16 protein-coding genes are annotated in these 20,641 nt (G+C 74.1%); 8 read left to right on the top strand and 8 right to left on the bottom strand.

Annotation, left to right across the window (positions count from 1 at the left end; all coding sequences use genetic code 11):
• Nucleotides 1-309: 309 nt before the first annotated feature.
• Nucleotides 310-1,704 (top strand): MFS transporter, encoded by a 1,395-nt coding sequence (locus ACFYZ3_RS24545; protein ID WP_388521492.1) that lies wholly within the window; start codon nucleotides 310-312, stop codon nucleotides 1,702-1,704.
• A 51-nt stretch (nucleotides 1,705-1,755) separates the two neighbouring features.
• Here the strand turns inward: ACFYZ3_RS24545 and ACFYZ3_RS24540 are convergent, their stop codons facing one another.
• The 4 genes from ACFYZ3_RS24540 to lnt form a co-directional block, all read right to left on the bottom strand.
• Nucleotides 1,756-3,660, bottom strand: coding sequence for a helix-turn-helix domain-containing protein (locus tag ACFYZ3_RS24540; RefSeq protein WP_388521489.1), 1,905 nt, complete (start codon nucleotides 3,658-3,660; stop codon nucleotides 1,756-1,758).
• 56 nt (nucleotides 3,661-3,716) lie between these two features.
• On the bottom strand, nucleotides 3,717-4,517 hold the full coding sequence (locus ACFYZ3_RS24535; RefSeq protein ID WP_388521486.1) for a 3-hydroxybutyrate dehydrogenase: 801 nt from the start codon (nucleotides 4,515-4,517) through the stop codon (nucleotides 3,717-3,719).
• Nucleotides 4,518-4,571: 54 nt separating this feature from the next.
• Nucleotides 4,572-5,051, bottom strand: a complete 480-nt coding sequence (locus tag ACFYZ3_RS24530; RefSeq protein WP_388521483.1) for an NUDIX domain-containing protein — start codon at nucleotides 5,049-5,051, stop codon at nucleotides 4,572-4,574.
• Between the two features lie 68 nt (nucleotides 5,052-5,119).
• Complete coding sequence (gene lnt, locus ACFYZ3_RS24525) at nucleotides 5,120-6,733, bottom strand: apolipoprotein N-acyltransferase (RefSeq protein WP_388521480.1); 1,614 nt, start codon at nucleotides 6,731-6,733, stop codon at nucleotides 5,120-5,122.
• A 300-nt stretch (nucleotides 6,734-7,033) separates the two neighbouring features.
• Between lnt and ACFYZ3_RS24520 the strand changes: the two genes are divergently transcribed.
• Nucleotides 7,034-8,038 carry an O-antigen ligase family protein gene (locus ACFYZ3_RS24520; RefSeq protein ID WP_388521540.1) on the top strand — a complete coding sequence of 335 codons (1,005 nt, stop codon included), beginning with the start codon at nucleotides 7,034-7,036 and terminating at the stop codon, nucleotides 8,036-8,038.
• A 56-nt stretch (nucleotides 8,039-8,094) separates the two neighbouring features.
• Here the strand turns inward: ACFYZ3_RS24520 and ACFYZ3_RS24515 are convergent, their stop codons facing one another.
• The gene (locus tag ACFYZ3_RS24515) at nucleotides 8,095-8,637 is read right to left on the bottom strand and encodes a hypothetical protein (RefSeq protein ID WP_361013091.1); all 543 of its coding nucleotides are present in this window, start codon (nucleotides 8,635-8,637) and stop codon (nucleotides 8,095-8,097) included.
• 80 nt (nucleotides 8,638-8,717) lie between these two features.
• A complete protein-coding gene (locus tag ACFYZ3_RS24510) occupies nucleotides 8,718-9,503 on the bottom strand; it encodes a glutamate racemase (RefSeq protein ID WP_388521476.1) in 786 nt (261 codons plus the stop codon).
• Between the two features lie 57 nt (nucleotides 9,504-9,560).
• On the opposite strand from ACFYZ3_RS24510, the gene ACFYZ3_RS24505 reads away from it, so the two are divergent.
• A complete protein-coding gene (locus ACFYZ3_RS24505) occupies nucleotides 9,561-10,796 on the top strand; it encodes a glycosyltransferase (protein WP_388521473.1) in 1,236 nt (411 codons plus the stop codon).
• Nucleotides 10,797-10,815: 19 nt separating this feature from the next.
• Here the strand turns inward: ACFYZ3_RS24505 and ACFYZ3_RS24500 are convergent, their stop codons facing one another.
• Entirely contained in the window at nucleotides 10,816-12,138 is a 1,323-nt protein-coding gene (locus ACFYZ3_RS24500; protein WP_388521470.1) for a TerD family protein, read from the bottom strand.
• Nucleotides 12,139-12,433: 295 nt separating this feature from the next.
• On the opposite strand from ACFYZ3_RS24500, the gene ACFYZ3_RS24495 reads away from it, so the two are divergent.
• From ACFYZ3_RS24495 to ACFYZ3_RS24480, 4 genes are all read left to right on the top strand, one after another.
• A complete protein-coding gene (locus ACFYZ3_RS24495) occupies nucleotides 12,434-12,877 on the top strand; it encodes a DUF6643 family protein (protein ID WP_003977808.1) in 444 nt (147 codons plus the stop codon).
• A 40-nt stretch (nucleotides 12,878-12,917) separates the two neighbouring features.
• Nucleotides 12,918-13,745 (top strand): MOSC domain-containing protein, encoded by an 828-nt coding sequence (locus tag ACFYZ3_RS24490; RefSeq protein ID WP_388521467.1) that lies wholly within the window; start codon nucleotides 12,918-12,920, stop codon nucleotides 13,743-13,745.
• Between the two features lie 218 nt (nucleotides 13,746-13,963).
• Entirely contained in the window at nucleotides 13,964-14,572 is a 609-nt protein-coding gene (locus ACFYZ3_RS24485; protein ID WP_388521464.1) for a hypothetical protein, read from the top strand.
• A 108-nt stretch (nucleotides 14,573-14,680) separates the two neighbouring features.
• Nucleotides 14,681-17,122 carry a right-handed parallel beta-helix repeat-containing protein gene (locus tag ACFYZ3_RS24480; protein ID WP_388521461.1) on the top strand — a complete coding sequence of 814 codons (2,442 nt, stop codon included), beginning with the start codon at nucleotides 14,681-14,683 and terminating at the stop codon, nucleotides 17,120-17,122.
• Between the two features lie 34 nt (nucleotides 17,123-17,156).
• Here ACFYZ3_RS24480 and ACFYZ3_RS24475 read toward each other — a convergent pair whose 3' ends face one another.
• Nucleotides 17,157-19,514: a hypothetical protein gene (locus ACFYZ3_RS24475; RefSeq protein ID WP_388521458.1), complete on the bottom strand. Its 2,358-nt coding sequence runs from the start codon at nucleotides 19,512-19,514 to the stop codon at nucleotides 17,157-17,159.
• Between the two features lie 257 nt (nucleotides 19,515-19,771).
• Here ACFYZ3_RS24475 and ACFYZ3_RS24470 point away from each other — a divergent pair, with 257 nt between their 5' ends.
• Nucleotides 19,772-20,596, top strand: coding sequence for a DeoR/GlpR family DNA-binding transcription regulator (locus ACFYZ3_RS24470; RefSeq protein ID WP_361013112.1), 825 nt, complete (start codon nucleotides 19,772-19,774; stop codon nucleotides 20,594-20,596).
• Nucleotides 20,597-20,641: the final 45 nt, after the last annotated feature.

Raw genomic sequence — 20,641 nt, 5'->3', positions numbered from 1 at the left:
GGCCGGCTGACCCCCATCGAATTCGAGACCGTCATGACCACTCCGGCTCTCCAGGCCGCGTGACCGAACCTGTCACCCGAACCTGCATCAGACCCGGCACCGTCAAATCGTGCTGAACTACGTGTCCCGGACGGCCCTCATTTTGACCACCACCGGTCCCCTGAGACGCCTTTGCATGAGCCGGCATGGTGGCCGCGCGCATAGCTGGCCCTCGAACTATGGTGCCCCGCCACATGTGCGCCTGACCTGCGGATTCCTACGGTGTGCCGACACGCAAACGTCCCCGTCGCTCCCCAGGAAGTGGTGCCGATGTCGTCGCCCGCAACCGCTCCACCAGCCCCGAACAACCTCAAGCGCATCGTCGCCGCGTCCCTCATCGGCACCACCATCGAGTGGTACGACTTCTTCCTCTACGGTTCCGCCGCCGCGCTCGTGTTCAACGAGTTGTTCTTCCCGGACTCCGACCCGCTGGTCGGGACGCTGCTGTCGTTCCTGACCTATGCCGTCGGGTTCGCCGCGCGGCCGGTCGGGGCCCTGGTGTTCGGGCACTACGGTGACCGGCTGGGGCGTAAGAAGTTGCTGGTGCTGAGCCTGTTGATGATGGGCGGGGCGACGTTCGCGATCGGGCTGCTCCCCACCCACGCGACCGTCGGCACGGCCGCTCCCGTGCTGCTGACCGTGCTGCGGCTCGTCCAGGGGTTCGCCCTCGGCGGTGAGTGGGGCGGGGCCGTGCTGCTGGTGTCGGAGCACGGGGACGCGCGGCGGCGCGGGTTCTGGGCGTCGTGGCCGCAGACCGGGGCGCCGGCGGGGCAACTGCTCGCGACCGGTGTGCTGTCGCTGCTGACGGCCGTGCTGTCGGACGCCGCGTTCAATAGCTGGGGCTGGCGGATTCCGTTCCTGCTCTCCGGGGTCCTGGTCATGGTCGGTCTGTGGATTCGTCTCTCTGTCGACGAATCTCCGGTCTTCAAGCAGGCCCTGGCGCAGGCCGAGTCGCGGAAGGCGAAGACCGAGCCGCTTCCGCTGGTCGCCGTGATGCGGCACCACTGGCGCGACGTGCTGATCGCCATGGGCGCGCGGATGGCGGAGAACATCAGCTACTACGTCATCACGGCCTTCATCCTCGTCTACGCGACGTCCGCGGCCGACGTCTCCAAGCAGACCGCGCTCAACGCGGTGCTGATCGCCTCGGCCGTGCACTTCGCGGTCATCCCGGCCTGGGGCGCGCTGTCGGACCGGATCGGCCGGCGTCCCGTGTACCTGCTGGGCGCGGCCGGTGTCGGGCTGTGGATGTTCCCGTTCTTCATGCTGATCGACTCCGGTCACTTCGGGAGTCTGCTGCTCGCGGTGACCGTGGGGCTGGTGCTGCACGGTGCCATGTACGCGCCCCAGGCGGCCTTCTTCTCCGAGATGTTCGCGACCCGGATGCGTTATTCGGGGGCTTCGATCGGCGCCCAGTTCGCCTCCGTGGCGGCGGGTGCTCCGGCGCCGCTGATCGCCACCGCGCTGCTGTCCGAGTACGACAGCTCGACGCCGATCTCCCTCTATGTCATCGCGGCGTCCGTGCTGACGCTGTTCGCCGTGGGGGTGGCCCGGGAGACCCGGCACCGGGATCTGGCGGAGGTGGACTCCGTCGCCGGCGACGCGGACGAGGACGAGGACGGGCCGGTGTCCGACTCCCGTGCGCAGCGGGCGCGCACCGTCTGAGCCGCCCCCGTCACCGGCCCCCGTGCGCCCGTGCGCCCGTGCGCGCGGGGGTCAGTGGCGTGCCGGGGCCGACAACCGGTGGAGTCTGAGGGCCAGTTGTATCTCCAGCGCGCGGTCGGGGCTCTGCCAGTCCTCGCCCAGGAGCCGGCCGACGCGCTCGAGGCGCTGGGCGACGGTGTTCACGTGGACGTGCAGGGCCTCCTTGGTGCGGGCCGGGCTCATCCCGCAGGCGAAGTACGCGTCGAGGGTGCGCACGAGTTCCGTGCCGCGCCGCGCGTCGTAGGCGACGACCTGGCCGATGGTGCGCTCGACGAACCCGGGCACGTTCTGGTCCCCGGCAAGGAGCAGGCCCAGGAACCCGAAGTCCTCGGCCGCCGCGCCGTCTCCGCCCCGGCCCAGCAGGCGCAGGGCGTCCAGGCAGCGTCCGGCCTCGGTGTAGGCGGCGGCCACGGCCTCGGGACGGGCGGCGAGATCCCGTACGGGCGCGGAGGCGCCGACGGTGACGGCCTCGTGGACCGCGCGGCCCAGGTGCCGGGCGGTGCGGCGGGCCAGATCGGTGGCAGTGTCGCCGTCCGTCAGCGGCAGCAGCAGTACGGTGCCGCCGTCCCGGGCTGCGGCCAGGCCGTGCCGGGTCGCGGCGAGGTGGGAGGCCGCGGCCCACAGGCGTCGGCGCGCGTCCGCCTCCTGGTCGGCGTCGGCCTCGGTGGCGTCGAGGCGGGCGGCCAGGACGACGTGGGCGGCGGACAGGTCGGCGTGCAGCCGTCGGGCCCGGTCGTCCAGCAGGCGCGGATCGCGGTCGCGGGCGTCGAGCAGGTCGTCCAGGAGCTCGCCGCGGACCCGCTGTTCGGCCTCGGCGGCGGAGCGGCGGGCGAGCAGCAGCAGGGAGGTGACCATCGCGGCGCGTTCGAGGGTGAGCTGGTCGACGGGGTCGAGCCCGGGGTGGCCGCGCAGGACGAGGGCGCCGAACAGCTCGTCACCGGCGGCGACGGCGGCGATCCAGTCGTCCTTGTGCCGCACCACGTGTCCGTCGGCGCGGGACGCCTCCAGCGCGTACTCCGGTGCCGCGGCGGCCTCGGTGAACTCAACGGTGCCGTCCAGCACCTGCGAGACGGCGGCCGCCACGTCGTGCACCCCGCCGCCGCGCAGGACGAGCTCGGCGAGCCGGTCGTGGACGTCGGAGGCGCGCTCGATGACGCCGCTGCGGTCCTGGATGATCTCGTTGGCCCGCTCCAGGCCCGCGAGGGCCGAGCGGGTCTCGGCGAGCAGGTTGGCGGTGTCGATGGCGGCGGCCGCGAGGGCGGCGAAGGAGCCGAGCAGGGCGATCTGCTCGCGTTCGAAGACCCTGGCCCGCCGGTCCGCGGCGAAGAGCACGCCGATGACGTGGTGGCCGAGCATGAGGGGCACGCCGAGGATGGCGACCAGGCCCTCGTCGCGCACGCCCGCGTCGATGGTGCCGGTGTGCTGGAAGCGGGCGTCCTCGAAGTAGTCGTCGGTGACGTAGGGCCGGGCGGTCTGGGCGACGAGGCCGCCGAGCCCCTCCCCCATGCCGAGCCGCAGTTGCTGGAAGCGGGCGGCGACCGAGCCCTCGGTGACCCGCATGTAGGTGTCGCCGCGCTCCGGGTCGTTGAGGCTGAGGTAGGTGACGTCGGTGCCGAGCAGGGAGCGGGCCCGCTGCACGATCGCGCGCAGGACCGCGTCCAGGTCGCGCAGTCCGGCGAGGTCGTGGGCGGTCTCGAACAGTGCGGACAACTCGGCCTCGCGCCTGCGCCGGCCCTCCAGCTCCGAGCGCACCCGCAGCGCGAGGTGCTTGGCCCGCTCGAGCACGTCGATCCGCTCGGCCGGTCCGCCCTCGGCACGGGCGAGCAGCACCGGCTGCTCGTAGGCGTCGGCGGAGGCGCCGCGGGCCAGCAGCTCCAGGTACGGCGTCTCGGCGGACTGCGCGTGATCACGGGACATGCTCACAGGATTCCCCATCGCCCGCCCGTCCCGGCAGCCCTGTGGAAAACCCCGGCTCAGTGCGCGGTCCAGCCGCCGTCCAGGACGAGTGAGGTGCCCGTGAGGCTGGAGGCGTACGGCCCGCACAGGTACGCCACCGCTTCGGCGACCTCGTCGGGTTCGATCAGCCGCCGCAGGGCGCTGTCGCGCAGCAGTACGTCAGAGAGCACCTGCTCCTCGGGCACCCCGTGGGCCCGGGCCTGGTCGGCGATCTGCCGCTCCACCAGCGGGGTGCGGACGTAGGCGGGGTTCACGCAGTTGGAGGTGACGCCGTGGGCGGCGCCTTCGAGGGCTGCGGTCTTGGACAGGCCCTCCAGCCCGTGCTTGGCGGACACGTAGGCGGCCTTGTAGGCGGAGGCGCGCAGGCCGTGGACGGAGGAAATGTTGACGATGCGGCCCCAGCCCTGCCCGTACATGTGGGGCAGGGCGCCGCGGATCAGCCGGAAGGGGGCCTCCAGCATCACGGTGAGCACGGTGTGGAAGACGTCCGGCGGGAAGTCCTCCAGGGGTCGCACCAGTTGCAGCCCGGCGTTGTTGACGAGGACGTCGGTGCCGGCCGCGGCGCGTTCGGCGGCGTCCAGGTCGGTCAGGTCCAGGACCTGCGGCTGGACGCTGCCCGCGAGGTCTCCGCAGCTCCCGGCGAGCGCCTCGAGACCGGCGGCGTCCCGGTCGACCGCCCTGACCTCGGCCCCGGCTGCGGCCAGCCGCAGTGCGCAGGCACGGCCGATGCCGCCGGCGGCGCCGGTGACGAGGGCGGTGCGGCCGTGCAGGTCGAGCGGGGCGGCGTGGGGGGCCTGGAGGACGCTGGGCGAGGTCATGCCCCGACCCTAGGCAGCGTCCACCCCGTCCCCCATGTGGGCACGCCCCATACTTCAGAGGGAACCAGTGGGTTCGAACCATGTGGGGGCGTCGGTCAGGGCCTGCTTGACCCTGGTCTGCCCGAACTCCTTGATGTCCGGCAGCGCGTCCACCGCGAACCAGCCCACCTCGAGCGACTCGTCGTCGTTGACCCGGGCCTCGCCGCCCACGGCCCGGCAGCGGAAGGTGATGTCCATGAACTGGCAGACGTCACCGTTGTCGTAGGTGACCGGCTTCAGCGCCTGTACGAGGACCAGCCGCTCGACGACGCACTGGACGGCGGTCTCCTCCTCGACCTCGCGCACGGCGCAGGCGGCGGGCTGCTCCCCCGGCTCGGGGATGCCTCCGATCAACGACCAGCGCCCGTTGTCGGACCGTCGGCCGAGCAGCACTCTGCCCTCGTCGTCGAAGACGACGGCGGTGACTCCGGGGAGCCACAGGAGCTGGTGTCCGGCCGAGGCGCGCAGGTCGCGGATGAAGTCGGGAGTAGTCATGCGTCCGACCCTAACGGGGCGGCCGGACCGCTCCCGCCGTCGTCACGGGGCGTGCACCGGGCGTACGGCTACACGTCGCGGGCGCGTCGACCGCGCACACCGGCGCCGACGGCCCAGCCGAGCCCACCGGCGGCGACCAGTACCAGGGCGATCTCGGGTGCGATGCCGAGCCGGGTGGCGGGCGTCTCGGAGGAGCGCAGGGGCACCTCCTGCACCAGGGAGTCGGCCACGAACATTCCGGTCTTCTGGGTGATCCGGCCGTCCGGCATGATGATCGCGCTGACGCCGCTGGTCACCGGGACGGTGACGGTCCGGCTGTGCTCGACCGCGCGAATCCGGGACATGGCGAGCTGCTGGTAGGTCATCTCACTGCGGTCGAAGGTCGCGTTGTTGCTGGGCACGGAGATCATCTGGGCGCCGTCGGTGACCTCGGAGCGCACGGCCCAGTCGAAGGCCGCCTCGTAGCAGGTCACCAGGCCCACCTTGGTGCCCGCCATGGTGAACACGCCGGGCTCGGTGCCGCGGCTGAAGTCCCGGCTGACCATGGTGGTCCAGGTGTCGTTGATCGCCCCGATGAGCGAGCGCAGCGGCAGGTACTCGCCGAAGGGCTGGATCTGCCGCTTGTCGTAGGTGTCGACGGGGCCCTTGTCCGGGTCCCACAAAATCTGCTCGTTGAGCAGCTTGCCGTCGCGTTCCACGACACCGCCGACCGAGATGGGCGCGCCGATGGCCTTGGCGGCCCGGTCGATGACGAGGCGGGCGTCGGCGTTGGCGAAGGGGTCGATGTCCGAGGAGTTCTCCGGCCACAGCACGAAGTCGGGGCGTGCCGCCTTGCCCGCCTTCACCTCGTCGGCCAGGCGCAGTGTCTCGCGCGCGTGGTAGTCCAGTACGGCCCGGCGCTGGGCGTTGAAGCCGAGTCCGGCGCGCGGCACGTTGCCCTGGATCACGGCGACGGTCGCGGTGCCGTCCTCCGCCGTGTCGCTGACCAGCGGTCTGGCGGCCACGGCGCCCACCACGGGTACGGCCACGCCGAGGAGTGCCACGGCCGCGGCACCGCGTCGCACCTCGTCGCCGCGGCGGGCCCGGACGGCCAGGCGCACGGCCTCGTGGAGGGCGAAGCCACACAGGACGACCGCGAAGCCGAGAACCGGTGTGCCGCCGACCGCGGCGAGCGGCAGGAACACGCCGTCCGCCTGCCCGAACGCGATCTTGCCCCAGGGGAAGCCCTCGAAGGGCACACGCGCGCGTGCCGCCTCTCCGGCGATCCACAGCGCCGCCGCCCACACCGGCCACCCCGGCAGCTTCGACACGGCGGCGACGCCGGCGCCGACGGCCGCCACGAAGAGCGCCTCGATGGCGGCCAGGGCGAGCCAGGGGCCGGGGCCGACCTCCACGCCGGTCCACACCAGCAGGGGCAGCAGGAAGCCGAGGCCGAAGAGGTATCCGAGGCCGAGGCCCGCCTTCCAGCCCCGGCCGCGCAGCACCCAGCCGAAGACGGCGAAGGCGGGCAGTGCCAGCCACCACAGGGTGCGCGGCGGGAAGCTGATGTAGAGGAGCACTCCGGAGAGCGCCGCGGCGGCGGCCGGGAGGAGTCGCGCGAGCCGCGAGACGGCCCGGGAGGCGGGCGTGGTCCGCGGTTGCGTCCGGTCCGGCTCGCCGACGGTGGTTGCGGTGGCTGTCACCCCCCGGAGTGTACGGCGGGTGACCTGGCCGTGGACAGGACGGTCCGAGGGCCTCGACGGGTCGTGGGCGACCTGTGCCGCATCGTTTCGCCACAACCGGGCGCCGACCGGTCCACAATCTGCCGACCAGCCGTTACGGTGTGGCCGAGCCCCGGCCGCCGGTCCGATTCCGCCGGACGGCGGGGGCCCGTCAGGTCGGGGGCGACGCGGGCGGGGGACACGGTGGGTTCGAGGGGGACGGCGTCTGCGGCCGGTGCGGTCGCGGACGGCGAGAGACGCGCGGGCGTGGACACGGCGGGGATGGTGATCCTCGCCGCCTGCGCCTCCTGGTCGCTGATCACGGCGGCCGCGCGCGACGGGCGCCCCGAGGGTGTACTGCTCGCGGTGCTGGCCGTGACCGCCGGTTACGCGGCGGGGCGGATCGGCGGGTCGCTGCTGCCCGTTGCCGCGCCCTGTGCCGTCGCGCTGGCCGGGGTCGTCCTGGCGGTCGCCGTCCCGCACCTCGCGCCGGGGCCGCGGCTCACCGCACCGCTCGGGCACGCCGGTGCCACCGCCGCCCTGCTCGCGCTGTCGGGGGGCGCCGCGTGCTGCGGGGCGTGGGCGTGCGGGGTGCCGGCCGTGCGGGCGGCGTTACGGCTGCTGGCTGCCGGGATCGCCGTGACCGCGGCCGTACTGGGCTCGGTCGCCGGCTGTGTCGCCAGTGGGGTGGTGCTGCTGTGCTCGCTCGCCGCCGGCCGAGTACGCCGCCGCGGGGCGGGAATCGCCGGGCTGGGTCTCGGCGCGGGTCTGGTGGCCGGCCTGAGCTGGGCGGTGCCGGGCGGCTACGTACCGGACGGGCTCGCCCCGTCCCTGGAGGGGCAGCTGACCTCCCATCGCGTCCGGCTGTGGGCCGACGCGCTGGAGTCGCTGCGCGAGGACCCGGCCCTCGGCGTCGGTCCGGGACGGTTCGGGGCGTCGAGCCCGACGGCCGCGGGGGCGCCGGTGCCGGACGGCCGCCCGCACTCCGCGGTGTGGCAGCAGGCGGCCGAACAGGGGCTGGTGGGGGTGGCACTGCTGGCCGCGGCCTTCTGCTGGGTGCTGTACGCGCTGTGGCGCTCCCCGCGGCCCACTCCGGTCGCCCTCACCGCGGGCGCGGCACTCACCGGCGTGGCGGCCATCGCCGCCGTCGGCAACGCGCTGAGCTTCACCGCGGTTCCGCTGGGAGCGGGGCTCCTCGCGGGGCTGGCCACGGCCCGCCCCTTCGCGGAGGAACCACTGGCCAGGAGCATGGACGCAAGGCCGCCGAACGGCCGGCTGCCCCCCTGAGGCAGCGCGGCTCGGCGTCTCGTGCCACGGGCTCGGCGGGCTCGGCCCGCCCGGCCTCAGTGTGCCGGGCCCGGTGTCTTCGGGCGCAGACGGTCCTTGATGACCTGGACGGCCGCCTCCGCGTCGTCCACGGTGATCGTGAAGGTGTGGCCGTCCAGCAGCCGCAGGATCAGGCCCTCCCCGCGCCGTACGACGACGGCCGTGCCCATCTCCGGCCGCCACCGGTAGCCCCAGCCGCCCCAGTGGCGCGGGGTGACGTGCGGCGCGAACTCGGCGCCCGCGACGAGGGAGAGGGGGATGCGGCGGCGGGGCACGCCGATGTGGCCGCAGCGCACTTCGAGGCAGTCCTCGTCGACTCTCAGCGCGACGTGCACGAACGCGAGCGTGCCGAACAGGACCAGCAGCCCGGCCGCGATGCAGCCGACGACGGCCATGGCGAGCGGGGCGACGCCGGACTCCCAGGCCGATTCGACGGCCAGGGCGATGCCGAGCGCCATGCAGGCGGCGCCGATGAGCGCCAGGAACCACTGGACCCGGCTGGTGGCACGGCCGGTCCAGACGTTGGGCTGGGGGACGGTCTCGCCGTGGCGATGCCTCATGGCTATGAGATTACTCATGTTTCCCTGCGCGGGTACCTCGTCGCGCAGGGTGACTGGGCCGACCGGGCGGGGCGGACCCGTCAGCCGGCCGGGGTGACCGCGCGCAGGAGGCGCCCCTCGTCGTAGGCCAGCGCGGGCGCGGGCAGGGTGCCCTCGCGTCCGCTCAGCAGCACGGTCAGGGTGCCCGTCGCCGGGGCGCCGGGGTCGGGGCGGGCGCCGATCCGGCGCAGGGCCTGGGCGGCCACGGCTCCGGCGGAACCGTGCAGGACGAGCCGCGGGGCGCCGGGACGCTGCACGGCGGCGCGGATGCGTTCGGCGACCAGTTCGTAGTGGGTGCAGCCCAGGACGACGGTCGTCACGTCGTCGGGCGTGCGGGCGGCCGCGGCGGCGACGGCCTCGGTGATCGCGGTCTCCTCCGCGTGCTCGACGGCGTCGGCGAGTCCCGGGCACGGCACCTCGGTGACCGTCGCGTCCCCCGCGAAGTCCTCGATCAGGCCCCGCTGGTAGGGGCTGCCCGTGGTGGCCGGCGTCGCCCAGATCGCGACCGGGCCGCCACCGGCCGCGGCGGGCTTGATCGCCGGCACGGTGCCGATGACGGGCACCTCGGGCTCGAGCCGGGCGCGCAGCGCGGGCAGCGCGTGCACCGTGGCCGTGTTGCAGCCGACGATGAGGGCGTCCGGACGGTGCGCCGCGGCGGCCTCGGCCACGGCGAGGGCGCGTCCGGTCAGGTCCTCCGGGGTCCGCGGGCCCCAGGGCATCCCGTCGGGGTCCAGGGAGAGGATGAGATCGGCGTCCGGTCGCAGCCGCCGTACCGCGGCGGTGGCCGCCAGCAGACCGATTCCGGAGTCCATGAGCGCGATCTTCACCCGGCCACCATAGACGATGCGCCGCCACCGGCCGGTGCCGTGGGGCAGACTGCGCACGTGAGCGCCGATGCGTGGACTTCCGCCGTGACCGTCGTGCCCTTGGTGTCAGCCCTCTCCCTCGCCGCCTGGCTGTGGCTGCTGTTCGCCCGGGGCTTCTTCTGGCGCACGGACGTCAGACTTCCGGCCCGGGAGGAGCCCGACGCCTGGCCCTCGGTGTGCGTGGTCGTCCCCGCCCGCGACGAGGCGGCGGTACTTCCCGCGAGCCTGCCGTCGCTGCTGGCCCAGGACTATCCGGGGCGGGCCGAGGTCTTCCTGATCGACGACGGCAGCACGGACGGCACGGGTGAGCTGGCGTGCGAGCTGGCCCGGCGGCACGAGGGGCTGCCGCTCACCGTGGCCTCCCCCGGGGAGCCGCCGGCCGGCTGGACGGGCAAGCTGTGGGCGGTGCGGCACGGCATCGGCCTGGCACGCGCGCGTGAGCCCGATTACCTGCTGCTGACGGACGCCGACATCGCGCACGCTCCGGACAGTCTGCGCGCGTTGGTGTCCGCGGCCGGCACCGGCGGTTTCGACGTCGTCTCCCAGATGGCCCGGCTGCGGGTGGAGAGCGTCTGGGAGCGGCTCGTGGTCCCGGCCTTCGTCTACTTCTTCGCCCAGCTGTACCCGTTCCGGTGGATCGGTGGTGGCCGCACCGGGAGCGGACGGAAGAAGGCGACGCGGACGGCGGCCGCGGCGGGCGGGTGCGTGCTGCTGCGGGCCGACGCCGCCGAGCGGGCGCGGATCCCGGACGCCATCCGGCACGCCGTCATCGACGACGTGGCCCTCGCCCGCGCGGTGAAGGGCTCCGGCGGCCGGGTCTGGCTGGGCCTGGCCGACCGGGTGGACAGCGTGCGCCCGTATCCGCGGCTGCACGACCTGTGGCGGATGGTCTCGCGCAGCGCCTACGCGCAACTGCGCCACAACCCCCTGGTGCTGGCCGGAACGGTGCTCGGCCTGGCCCTGGTGTATCTGGTGCCGCCCGCGGCGGTGCTGGTCGGGGCGGCGACGGGGCAGAGCGCGACGGCCGCCCCGGGCGCCGCCGCCTGGCTGGTGATGGCGGGGACGTATCTGCCGATGCTGCGCTACTACCGGCAGCCCCTGTGGCTCGCGCCGCTGCTGCCGTTCACCGCGTTCCTCTATCTGCTGATGACGGTCGACTCGGCGGTGCAGCACTACCGGGGGCGCGGCGCGGCCTGGAAGGGCCGCACCTACGCCCGTCCGGACGCGGTGCCCGAGGAGGGCCGGGCGGGCTGAGCGCCTCCCTGGGGGCGGGTCATTTGCGGCCGGGGGTCCAGTTCATGCCCCAGCCGTAGGCGTAATCGACCGTTCGCTGCGGGCTCACCCCGCGGTCGGGCACCAGGTAACGGGCCTCGCGCTGGACGACGAGGTCGTTTCCGGTGTTGGTGATCAGCGCGAGGGCGCACACCGTCGAGGGCACGGTGCACTCGTCGAGCGAGAAGTCGACCGCGGCACCGTACTGCGGCTGGAGGGTGACCGTGGCGTGCAGGTCGGCGAAGGAGCGGGCGCCCTCGTAGATGGTCACGAAGACGAGGATGCGCCGGAAGTACTGCTTGTGGTCGAGGCTGATGGTGAGGTTCTCGCCGGTCGACACGGCGCCGGTGCGGTCGTCGCCGTCGAGGTGGATGAACGGCGGCCGGTGCAGTGCCCCGAAGGCGTTGCCGAGCGCCTGGACGACGCCCTTGCTGCCGTCGCTCAGTTCGTACAGGCAGCACAGGTCGAGGTCGAGGTCGTCGTGCATGGCGACCGGGCGGCCGAGCTTGCGGGCCCAGCCCGAGAACTGCTTGCGCACCTGCCAGTTGAGGTTGACGCGCATGGCGCCGGAGGTGCCGCCCTGCTTGGTGAGCGAGACGGAGGGCGCGGCCTTGGTGAGCGTGACCTTGGTCAGCCGGACCGGCTCGGCGGCGGGCGCGGCCGGGGGCGGCGGGGGCGCTGCGGCCGGCCGTGCCGCGGGAGGTGCGGGAGGCGCCGGCGCGGGCATCGTGGCCGCGGGGGCGGGCGGGACCGGCGGGACCGGCGTCGCCGGCCGGCCGGGCGGGGGCGGGGGCGGGGCGTGCTGCGGCTCGTCCACCGAAATGCCGTAGTCCGTGGCCAGGCCCTCGAGTCCGCTGTCGTAACCCTGTCCCACGGCACGGAACTTCCAGGCGCCCTGGCGGCGGTAGAACTCGCCGAGCACGAAGGCCGTCTCGACACTGGCGCCCGGGTTGTCGAAGCGGGCCACGACGGCGTTCCGCGCGGTGTCGCGCACCTCGATGTACAGATCGGGGACCTGCCCGAACGCTCCGCCGTCCGAGGAGGCGGCGAGGATCACCGTCTCGATCGCGGGCTCCACGCGCGTGAGGTCGACGAGCAGGCTGTCGGTCACCCGGCCGCCGGCGTCCCGCTTGCCCTCGTGACGGACCGAGCCGGAGGCGTGGGCCGGCTGGTTGTAGAAGACGAAGTCCGCGTCGGAACGGACCTTGCCGCCCACCAGCAGGAGGGCGGAGGCGTCCGCGTCGGGCACGCCGGGGCCGGATCGCCAGCCCAGTTCGACCCGCAGCGCCGTCGTCGGCACCGGGGTGTTCGATCCTTTCGACATTGACATGTCCGCCCCCATCACGTGTCACCGAGCCGAGTCGTGTCCCGGCGAATCGTCGAGTTCCTGACGCACAACCTATTCTCCGGGCCGCCCGCCGCTGAAGAAGAGTCCGGCAGAAGGTTCGGCCAACCGCCGGTAACCCGCCCGGAACTCGGCCTTTACCGCAAAATCGCGTGGCGTGACGCCCTATTTTGCCAAGTTCGCTCGCATTGGGGATGCCCGGTCACTGCGGACACGGAAAACAACCCTCTTATCGGTCTCCCCAACCAGCACATCGTGGGCTTAACTTATGGCCATGACCTCCCCCCGCTCCACTTATGGCGGCGGCTACTACTCCGCCTCCTTCCCGGACACCCCGATCTACGACTCGCTCGTGGCCGAACGGGGCACACCGCAGATCGCCCCGATCCGGGTTCCCGCCGCGTACGACATGCCGAGCAGCAGCCATCTGCCCGCGCTGCCGTCCGCCCTGCCCGCCCTCCCGGCGGGCCCCTCGCAGCCCTCCTACGGGTACCCGCAGCAGGCCCCGCAGCCCGCCCCGCTGCAGCAGGCGCCCGCCGCGTACATCCCGCACCAGGCGACCGCGCCCCGCGGCTACCCCGGCCCCCAGCAGCCGCAGCAGCCCCGCCCGGGCGCGCCCGGCCCCGCGGGGTACGAGGCGATGCGGCCCGCGGCTCCCCGGCCGGCGCCCGCGCCGTACCAGGACCCGTACAACCAGCAGCAGTACCGCGGCTACTGAGCCGTCCTCCGGGGTCGGTGCCACCTGGCACGATGACCTCATGGGGTACGCGCGACTGCAGTCGATCCACGTCCATCCGGTCAAGGCGTTCCGGAGCCTGTCGCTCCAGGAGGCCGTCGTGGAGCCCTGGGGGCCGGCCGGAGACCGACGCTGGATGCTGATCGACGACGGGGGAAAGATCGTCACGCAACGCCGGCAGCCGCGCCTCGCCCTGGCCGCCGCCGAGCTTCTGCCCGGCGGCGGCGTACGGCTGTCCGCGCCCGGCATGGCACCGCTCGCGGTGCCGGTCCCGCAAGCGGTGGGCACCGTCGCGGTGCGGATCTTCCGGGACAAGGTGGAGGCGGTCCCCGCCGAGGACGCGGCCGCGCACGCCTGGTGCAGCGCCCTGCTCGGCACCGACGTCCGGCTGGTGCACCTGGACGATCCCGCCACCCGCAGGCCCGTGGACCCGGCGTACGCGCTGCCGGGCGAGACCGTCTCCTTCGCGGACGGCTTTCCGCTGCTGCTGACCACCACCGCCTCGCTCGACGCCCTCAACTCCCTGATCGCGCGGGGCGAGCACGCGCACGAGGGCCCTCTGCCCATGGACCGCTTCCGGCCGAACCTGGTCGTCTCCGGCACCGAGCCCTGGGCCGAGGACCGCTGGTCCCGCGTCGCCGTCGGCGAAGTCGTCCTGCGGGTCGCCAAGCCGTGCGGGCGGTGCGTCGTGACGACCACCGACCAGGGCACCGCGGACCGCGGCGCCGAACCCCTGCACAGCCTCGGACGGCACCGTCGGGTCGACGGCAAACTGGTCTTCGGGCAGAACCTGGTCCCTCTCGGCCGGGGCACGGTCCGGGTCGGTGACCCGGTGCGGATCGTCGGGTGAGGAGTCCGCGCCTGCCCGGACCGTGCCCGGGTTCCGGACAAACGGCCCGGTAACGGGAACCCGGTACGGGGTCCGCGCGTTGGGCTTTGTGAGAGGTTCATGAGAACCCGGCCGTGACGGGCCACCGAGCGGGGACGGCGCGCCCCGCGGTCCGGTCCGCCCGGGATCCGCGTGAACGGCTCGACGGGGGTGGAGCGGAGCGGGAAGGGGGTCCGTGTGTGCGGGCGATCAGAGGTCTGTGGCGTTGGCGAGGCAATCCGCTGCGCCGCGGGAGCGACCTGGCCGAGGCCTGGGTGGCCCTGACGGCGCTGCTGTTGATCCTGTCCCTGGCGCCCCTGATCGGCGTGCTCGTCGGCGGTGCGGCGCAGAACGCCCTGCAGCGGTCGGTGCGCGAGCAGCACGAGTCCCGGCACCGGGTGACGGCCACCGTCCTGCGTGCCCTGGAGCGTTCGCCCCTGGCCGTCGACCCGGAGGGTGCCTCCTCCGGCGAGGAATTGCGCAGCCGTGTCCTCGCCGCCTGGACCGGGCCGGACGGCTCGCTGCACGAGGGCCCCGTCCTGGTGGGCATCGACCGCCCGGACGGCGGCGACCGGTTCGCGATGTGGACGGACGCGCGGGGCCGTGAGGTGGCGCGCCCGCTGGATGCCGGGACCGCGACCACCCACGCGGTGCTCGCCGGGACGGGCACCGCGGTCGCGGTGGCCGCCCTCGTGGAGGCCGCCCGGCGCACAGTGGTCTGGCGCATGGTCCGCCGCCGGTACGCGCGCCTGGAGCAGGAGTGGGAGCGGGCGGGGCCGGACTGGGGCAGGACCGGCGCGGGGAGTTGACGGGCTTCCGTCTCCGGTCAACTCACCACCTGCGCGCACGCTACGGTGGACCGGCCGAACCGAATCGGCGACGACCCGCGTACGACGAGGTGGGGGCACAGCAACGCCATGGCACAGGGCACGGTCCAGGTGACGCACACCGGCACCTCGCGGTGGCGGCGCCGCACGGGTGAGTACGCATCGCTCGCCGCCGCCCTGGAGGCCGCGGCCGAGGGCGACGTCCTCACCGTCGCCCCGGGGACCTACCGGGAGAACCTCGTCGTCCAGCGGGCGGTGACCCTGCGCGGGCCCGAGGGCGCCCAGGGTTCGGTGCGCATCGCGCCGTCCGACGGTGTCCCGCTGACCGTGCGTGCCTCGGCGGTGATCCAGGACCTGCACGTCGAGGGCCAGGACGCGGCGGCGCCCGCGGTCCTGGTGGAGGACGGCACGCCGGAACTGCTGGGCCTCAGGGTCGTCGCGCGTTCCGCCTCCGGGATAGAGGTGCGCGGCGGTGCGCGTCCCACGGTGCGGCGCTGCACCGTCGACAATCCGGCCGGTGTCGGCATCGCCGTCCTGGACGGCGGGGGCGGCGTGTTTGAGGAGTGCGAGGTCGTCGCGGCCGGGCAGGCGGGCGTCGCGGTGCGCTCCGGCGCCCATCCCCGGCTGGAGCGCTGCCGGGTGCACCACGCCGCGGGTTCCGGACTGACGGCGACGGGCGAGGGCTCCACCCTGGAGGCCGTGGGCTGCGAGGTCTACGAGGTCCGCGGCAGCGGCGTCCAGGTGACCGCCCGGGCGACGGCCCACCTGACCGACTGCGACGTGCACCGCACCACCGGCGACGGTGTCACGCTGGACACGGACGCGGTGCTCACCCTCGCCGACTGCCGCATCCACGACATCCCGGAGAACGCGGTCGACCTCAGGTCCCGCTCGGTCCTCACCCTGACCCGCACCAGCGTGCGGCAGTTCGGGCGCAACGGCCTGTCGGTGTGGGACCCGGGCACGCGGGTGGACGCCAACCAGTGCGAGATCTTCGACAGCACCGGCGACTACCCGGCGGTCTGGGTCAGTGACGGTGCCACGGCGGTGCTCGACTCCTGCCGGGTGCACGACGTGCCGGACGCGCTGTTCGTCCTGGACCGCGGCTCGCGCGTGGACGTCGTCGACAGCGATCTCTCCCAGGTGCGCAACACCGCCGTGTCGGTGAGCGACGGCGCCACCGCGCAGCTCGACGACTGCCGCATCCGGGACGCCGCCACCGGCGCCTGGTTCCGCGACCACGGCAGCGGCGGCACCCTGAACAACTGCACCCTGGACGGCAATCGCACCGGTGTGATCGTCACCAAGGGCGCCGACCCCACCATCGAGCGCTGCACCGTCGACTCCCCCTCCGAGGCGGGCGTCTACGTGTCGGCCGGCGGCCGCGGCAGCTTCCTGCACTGCCGGGTGACCGGCAGCGCCGGCTACGGCTTCCACGTGATCGACGGCTGCCGTACGACGCTGCGGAAATGCCGCACGGAGCGGTGCGCGCGCGGCGGATACGAGTTCGCGGACGGCGGTCCCGACACGGCGTACGACTCCGGTCCACTCGTCGAGGACTGCACCAGTGACGAGAGCACCGGTCTGACGGCGCCCGCCGCGGCGCCCGAGCCGGTGGTGCAGACCGCGGCCCAGTCCCCCGGCCTGCTGGGGTCGATCCCCGGGCAGCGCACCACCGAGCAGGAGCCGCTGATCGCGGCCGCCGCCCCGCCGGAGCCTGCCCGGACCTCGAAGGCCGTCCTGGGCGAACTGGACGCGCTGGTGGGCCTGGACAGCGTCAAGCGCGAGGTGCGGGCGCTGACCGACATGATCGAGGTGGGCCGGCGCAGGCAGCGGGCGGGCCTGAAGGCGGCGTCGGTCAAGCGGCACCTGGTCTTCACCGGCTCCCCCGGCACGGGCAAGACGACGGTCGCCCGGCTGTACGGCGAGATCCTCGCCTCGCTCGGGGTGCTGGACAAGGGCCATCTGGTCGAGGTGTCCCGGGTGGACCTGGTGGGCGAGCACATCGGCTCCACGGCGATCCGGACCCAGGAGGCGTTTCAGCGGGCCCACGGCGGCGTGCTGTTCATCGACGAGGCGTACGCGCTCTCCCCCGAGGACGCGGGCCGGGACTTCGGCAAGGAGGCCATCGACACGCTGGTCAAGCTGATGGAGGACCAGCGGGAGTCGGTCGTCGTGATCGTCGCGGGGTACACGGCGGAGATGGAGCGCTTCCTGTCGGTCAACCCCGGCGTGGCGTCCCGTTTCTCACGCACCATCACGTTCGGCGACTACGGCCCCGGGGAGCTGCTGCGGATCGTGGAGCAGCAGGCCGACGAGCACGAGTACCGGCTGGCGCCGGGCACGTCCGAGGCGCTGACGAAGTACTTCACGGAGATCCCCAAGGGCCCGGCCTTCGGCAACGGGCGCACCGCCCGCCAGACCTTCGAGGCGATGGTGGAGCGGCACGCGAGCCGGGTCGCCCAGCTGCCCGACCCCAGCACGGACGACCTGACGCTGCTGTACCCGGAGGACCTGCCCGCGCTGCCGTGACGGCGCTGAGGCCGGTGCCGGGCGGGCCTCGGCCTCAGCAGTCCCCGGTCGCGTCGTCCGCCGCCGGGACGGGCGCCGCGGCACCGCCGGTGTGGCGTGGCGCCGGTACGTCGGGGCGAAGCCGGGCCAGCAGCCGTCCGCGTTCCTCGGCGAAGACCGGGTCGGCCTGGTAGTCGGAGTGGCCGAGGATCGGCGCCGGCAGCGGATGGAGTTCGGTCCGGCCGTACGTCAGCGGGTCCTTCAGGGGTGCGCGGTCCACCGCGGGGCCCGCGTCGCCCGGCAGCCGCATCGGGCCGCCGATGGGGTCGGTGCGCCGGTAGAGGTTGCGCCAGCAGTCGACCTCCTCGTGCAGCGAGGCGAGCGCGTCGGGACCGAAGTGGGCCGGGAACCAGCGGCCGTACAGCCGCTCCAGCGGGGAGCCGTAGGTGAGCAGGGCGACGCGCCCCCGGGCGGACGGTTCGAGTTGCCAGGACGCGGCGGCGGCGAGGACGCTGCCCTGGGAGTGCCCGGAGATGACCAGCCGCCCGCCGGTGGCGCGGGTCCAGGTCGCCATCCGCCAGGTCAGGTCGGGCACCGCGCGCTCGGCGTAGCAGGGCGGTGCGAAGGGGTGCGCGGCGCGTGGCCAGAAGGTGCCGACGTCCCACAGGATGCCGATGGTGCGCCGCGCGGAAGCGTCCTTGTAGGCGCGCCTGCCCCAGGTGACGAACAGTATGAAGCCGAGGCCGATCAGCCAGGATCCCAGGTCCTGCGCGGTCTGCGCGGCCCCCTGGACGACGGCGTACGTGCCGCGCGCGGCCTCGCCGGGCACCTGGTCGGTCGTCAGGGCGCCCACCAGCGCTCCGGCGCCCAGGAGCAGGGTGGCGGCGGAGGTGATGGCGACGAGGAGGGGCGCCCGGTCGGTGAGGGTGGCCATGGCGCGGGCGAGGGCGATGCGCCGGGTGCGCCCCGGGTCTCCGGCCTCCCCCGGGTGGTCGCCTTCCACGGTGTCCCGTTCCGCGCGGGCGAGGCGCAGGGTGTGCAGGGCGAGCGCGGCGCACATCAGCAGGACGACGACGAGCAGCGGCGGGATGACGGACGCCTGCCAGGTCAGCAGGACGGGCGGGCCGTCGAGGGAGGTGCCGGTGCCGTCCATCCAGTCGGAGACGCGCTGGGCGACGCCGCCGGACATCACGCCGCCCAGCGCGCAGGCCAGCATGGCGACGGCGGGGCCGCCGAGGCCGCGGATCGCGGCGCGGGCGTCGGGGCGGCTGCGGTGGAGCAGGTGGGCGACCACGGCCAGGGCGACCACCAGCAGGCCCTGGAACAGGGCGATGCCGCCGAAGGCGGTGTTCCCGGACAGCCGGCCGCCCGAGGTCCACTCCGGGCGGGCCCAGCCGCCGTAGAGCAGGGCGAGGACGAACAGGAGGAGGGCGGCGAGCGGCAGGCGGCGGACGAGGTGCTCGTCGAGTGTCCGGTCGATGAGCCGCTCACTGCGGCCGCGGCGGCACACCACCGCGACCACGGCGACCGCCGCCGCGGCCATGGCCCCGAGCAGCGCCCATCCGAGCGTGTCGAGCGGCGCGGGCCCGCCCGGCCGGCGGTCGAAGCGGGCCGCCGGGGCGGCCACCCCCACGGCGACGGTCAGCAGACCGGCGGCGGTGTGCGCGGCACGCAGCCGGGCCACCAGGCGGCGCCCGTACCAGAACCCGGGGCGGCCCAGCGCGGCGCGGCGGGGGTCCTCCTCGGGGTCGGCCTCGCGGTCCATCGGCTGCTGGGACTCGTACGCCCGCCAGGTGCGCAGCGAGAGGTACCACAGCAGCCCGGTCAGGGCGGCGGGTACCGCGGCCGCGAGGGCGAGCCTGCGGCCGGGCGTGCTCCACCAGCCGCCGTCCGACAGGGCCGGTGACAGGAAGCCAAGCCAGGAGTGCCGCTCGGCGCACGCGCGCGTGCCCGCGCACTGCCAGGCCACGAGGTCGAGGGCGACCTCGCAGGCGGCGGCGACCAGCAGCACCGTCAGGGTCAGGGCCGCGAGCCGCAGCAGCAGTCCGTAGAGGCGGACCGTGCGGATCCGGCCGTGGGCGGCGGGCCGCATCCAGTGGGCGATGTTGACCACCATGAAGGGCAGGAGCAGCAGCCACAGGGCGCGGCTGCCGTTGCCGGAGGTCAGGTTGCACCAGACGTAGGCCTCGGGGACCGGCCGGCCCCGGTAGTCCTCGGGCCGGGACTCGGCGTCGGCGTCCTCGGTGCGCCGGAAGACGGCGGCGACGTGGTCGCCGGTGATCCGCACGGTCCGCGGGTCGTCCAGCATCTCGGCGGGTGTCGTGCCGCCCACTCCGTGGACCAGGAGTTCCAGGGCGGTGCCGCTTCTCGCGTCGCGCCCGCCCGTCCCGGCCCGTTCCTGCGCCTTCTTCACTGTCCGCACTCCCCCGTGACGTGCCGTCGGCTCTGTCCGTGCGGGCACAAGGATCTCCCGTCCGCGGACGTCGTACACCCCTCGGCACGGAATCTCCCCGATCCGTGTGACCGGTGGTGCGCGCGGCGGGCGGTGGCGCGCGCCGTGGCGGGGCGTGCGAGGATGGGACATCCGCGCACGGGTGCGGGGAGAAGTCCTCATCGGAGCGAGTGCGGCGGCGTGTCGGACGGTTTTGCGGCGAAAGGACCGGGGCGTACGTGAGTGAGAATCCGAACCTCCTCGCGGAGCAGCGGCGCGCCCTGATCCTCGACGAGGTGCGCCGCCGGGGCGGGGTCCGGGTCAACGAGCTGACCCGCAAGCTCGGCGTGTCGGACATGACGGTCCGCCGCGACCTGGACGCGCTGTCCCGGCAGGGCGTGCTGGAGAAGGTGCACGGCGGCGCGGTGCCGGTGGCCGAGGCGAGCACGCACGAGCCGGGGTTCGAGGCCAAGTCGGGTCTGGAGCCGACGGCCAAGGAGGACATCGCGCGGGCCGCGGCGGAGCTGGTCGCGCCGGGCGCCGCGATCGCCCTGTCGGGCGGTACGACGACGTACGCGCTGGCGCACCGGCTGGTGGACGTGCCGGATCTGACGGTGGTCACCAACTCGGTGCGGGTGGCCGACGTGTTCCACGTGGCGCAGCGTACTTCGGGGCCGCGGCAGGGCGGGGCGACGGTGGTGCTGACCGGCGGTGTGCGCACGCCCTCCGACTCGCTGGTGGGCCCGGTCGCCGACCAGGCGATCGCGACGCTCCACTTCGACGTGCTGTTCCTGGGCGTGCACGGGATATCGGCCGAGGCCGGTCTGTCCACGCCGAATCTGGCGGAGGCCGAGACGAACCGGCGGCTCGTGCAGTCGGCACGGCGTGTCGTGGTGGTCGCGGACCACACCAAGTGGGGTGTCGTGGGCCTGAGTTCGTTCGCAGCGCTGGAGCAGGTGGACACGCTCGTCACCGACTCCGGCCTGTCGGCGGATGCCCGCGCGGAGGTCGCCGAGCACCTCGGGCTGGTCGTTGCGGGCGAGCCGGAGCCCGAGACCGACTGACCCCTCGCGTCGGCGTCGGCCGTGCGCGGGAGCTCCCTGTCGCGG

This window comes from Streptomyces sp. NPDC001599, assembly GCF_042893535.1.
Lineage (GTDB): Bacteria > Actinomycetota > Actinomycetes > Streptomycetales > Streptomycetaceae > Streptomyces.
Note: the sequence above shows the minus strand (reverse complement) of the source record. Positions and strands in the feature narration are given on the sequence as shown.

Coding starts and splice junctions, on each gene's coding strand:
- ACFYZ3_RS24545 (WP_388521492.1), top strand. CDS start 310: ATGTCGTCGCCCGCAACCGCTCCACCAGCCCCGAACAACCTCAAGCGC.
- ACFYZ3_RS24540 (WP_388521489.1), bottom strand. CDS start 3,660: ATGTCCCGTGATCACGCGCAGTCCGCCGAGACGCCGTACCTGGAGCTG.
- ACFYZ3_RS24535 (WP_388521486.1), bottom strand. CDS start 4,517: ATGACCTCGCCCAGCGTCCTCCAGGCCCCCCACGCCGCCCCGCTCGAC.
- ACFYZ3_RS24530 (WP_388521483.1), bottom strand. CDS start 5,051: ATGACTACTCCCGACTTCATCCGCGACCTGCGCGCCTCGGCCGGACAC.
- ACFYZ3_RS24520 (WP_388521540.1), top strand. CDS start 7,034: ATGGTGATCCTCGCCGCCTGCGCCTCCTGGTCGCTGATCACGGCGGCC.
- ACFYZ3_RS24515 (WP_361013091.1), bottom strand. CDS start 8,637: ATGAGGCATCGCCACGGCGAGACCGTCCCCCAGCCCAACGTCTGGACC.
- ACFYZ3_RS24500 (WP_388521470.1), bottom strand. CDS start 12,138: ATGTCGAAAGGATCGAACACCCCGGTGCCGACGACGGCGCTGCGGGTC.
- ACFYZ3_RS24495 (WP_003977808.1), top strand. CDS start 12,434: ATGACCTCCCCCCGCTCCACTTATGGCGGCGGCTACTACTCCGCCTCC.
- ACFYZ3_RS24490 (WP_388521467.1), top strand. CDS start 12,918: ATGGGGTACGCGCGACTGCAGTCGATCCACGTCCATCCGGTCAAGGCG.
- ACFYZ3_RS24480 (WP_388521461.1), top strand. CDS start 14,681: ATGGCACAGGGCACGGTCCAGGTGACGCACACCGGCACCTCGCGGTGG.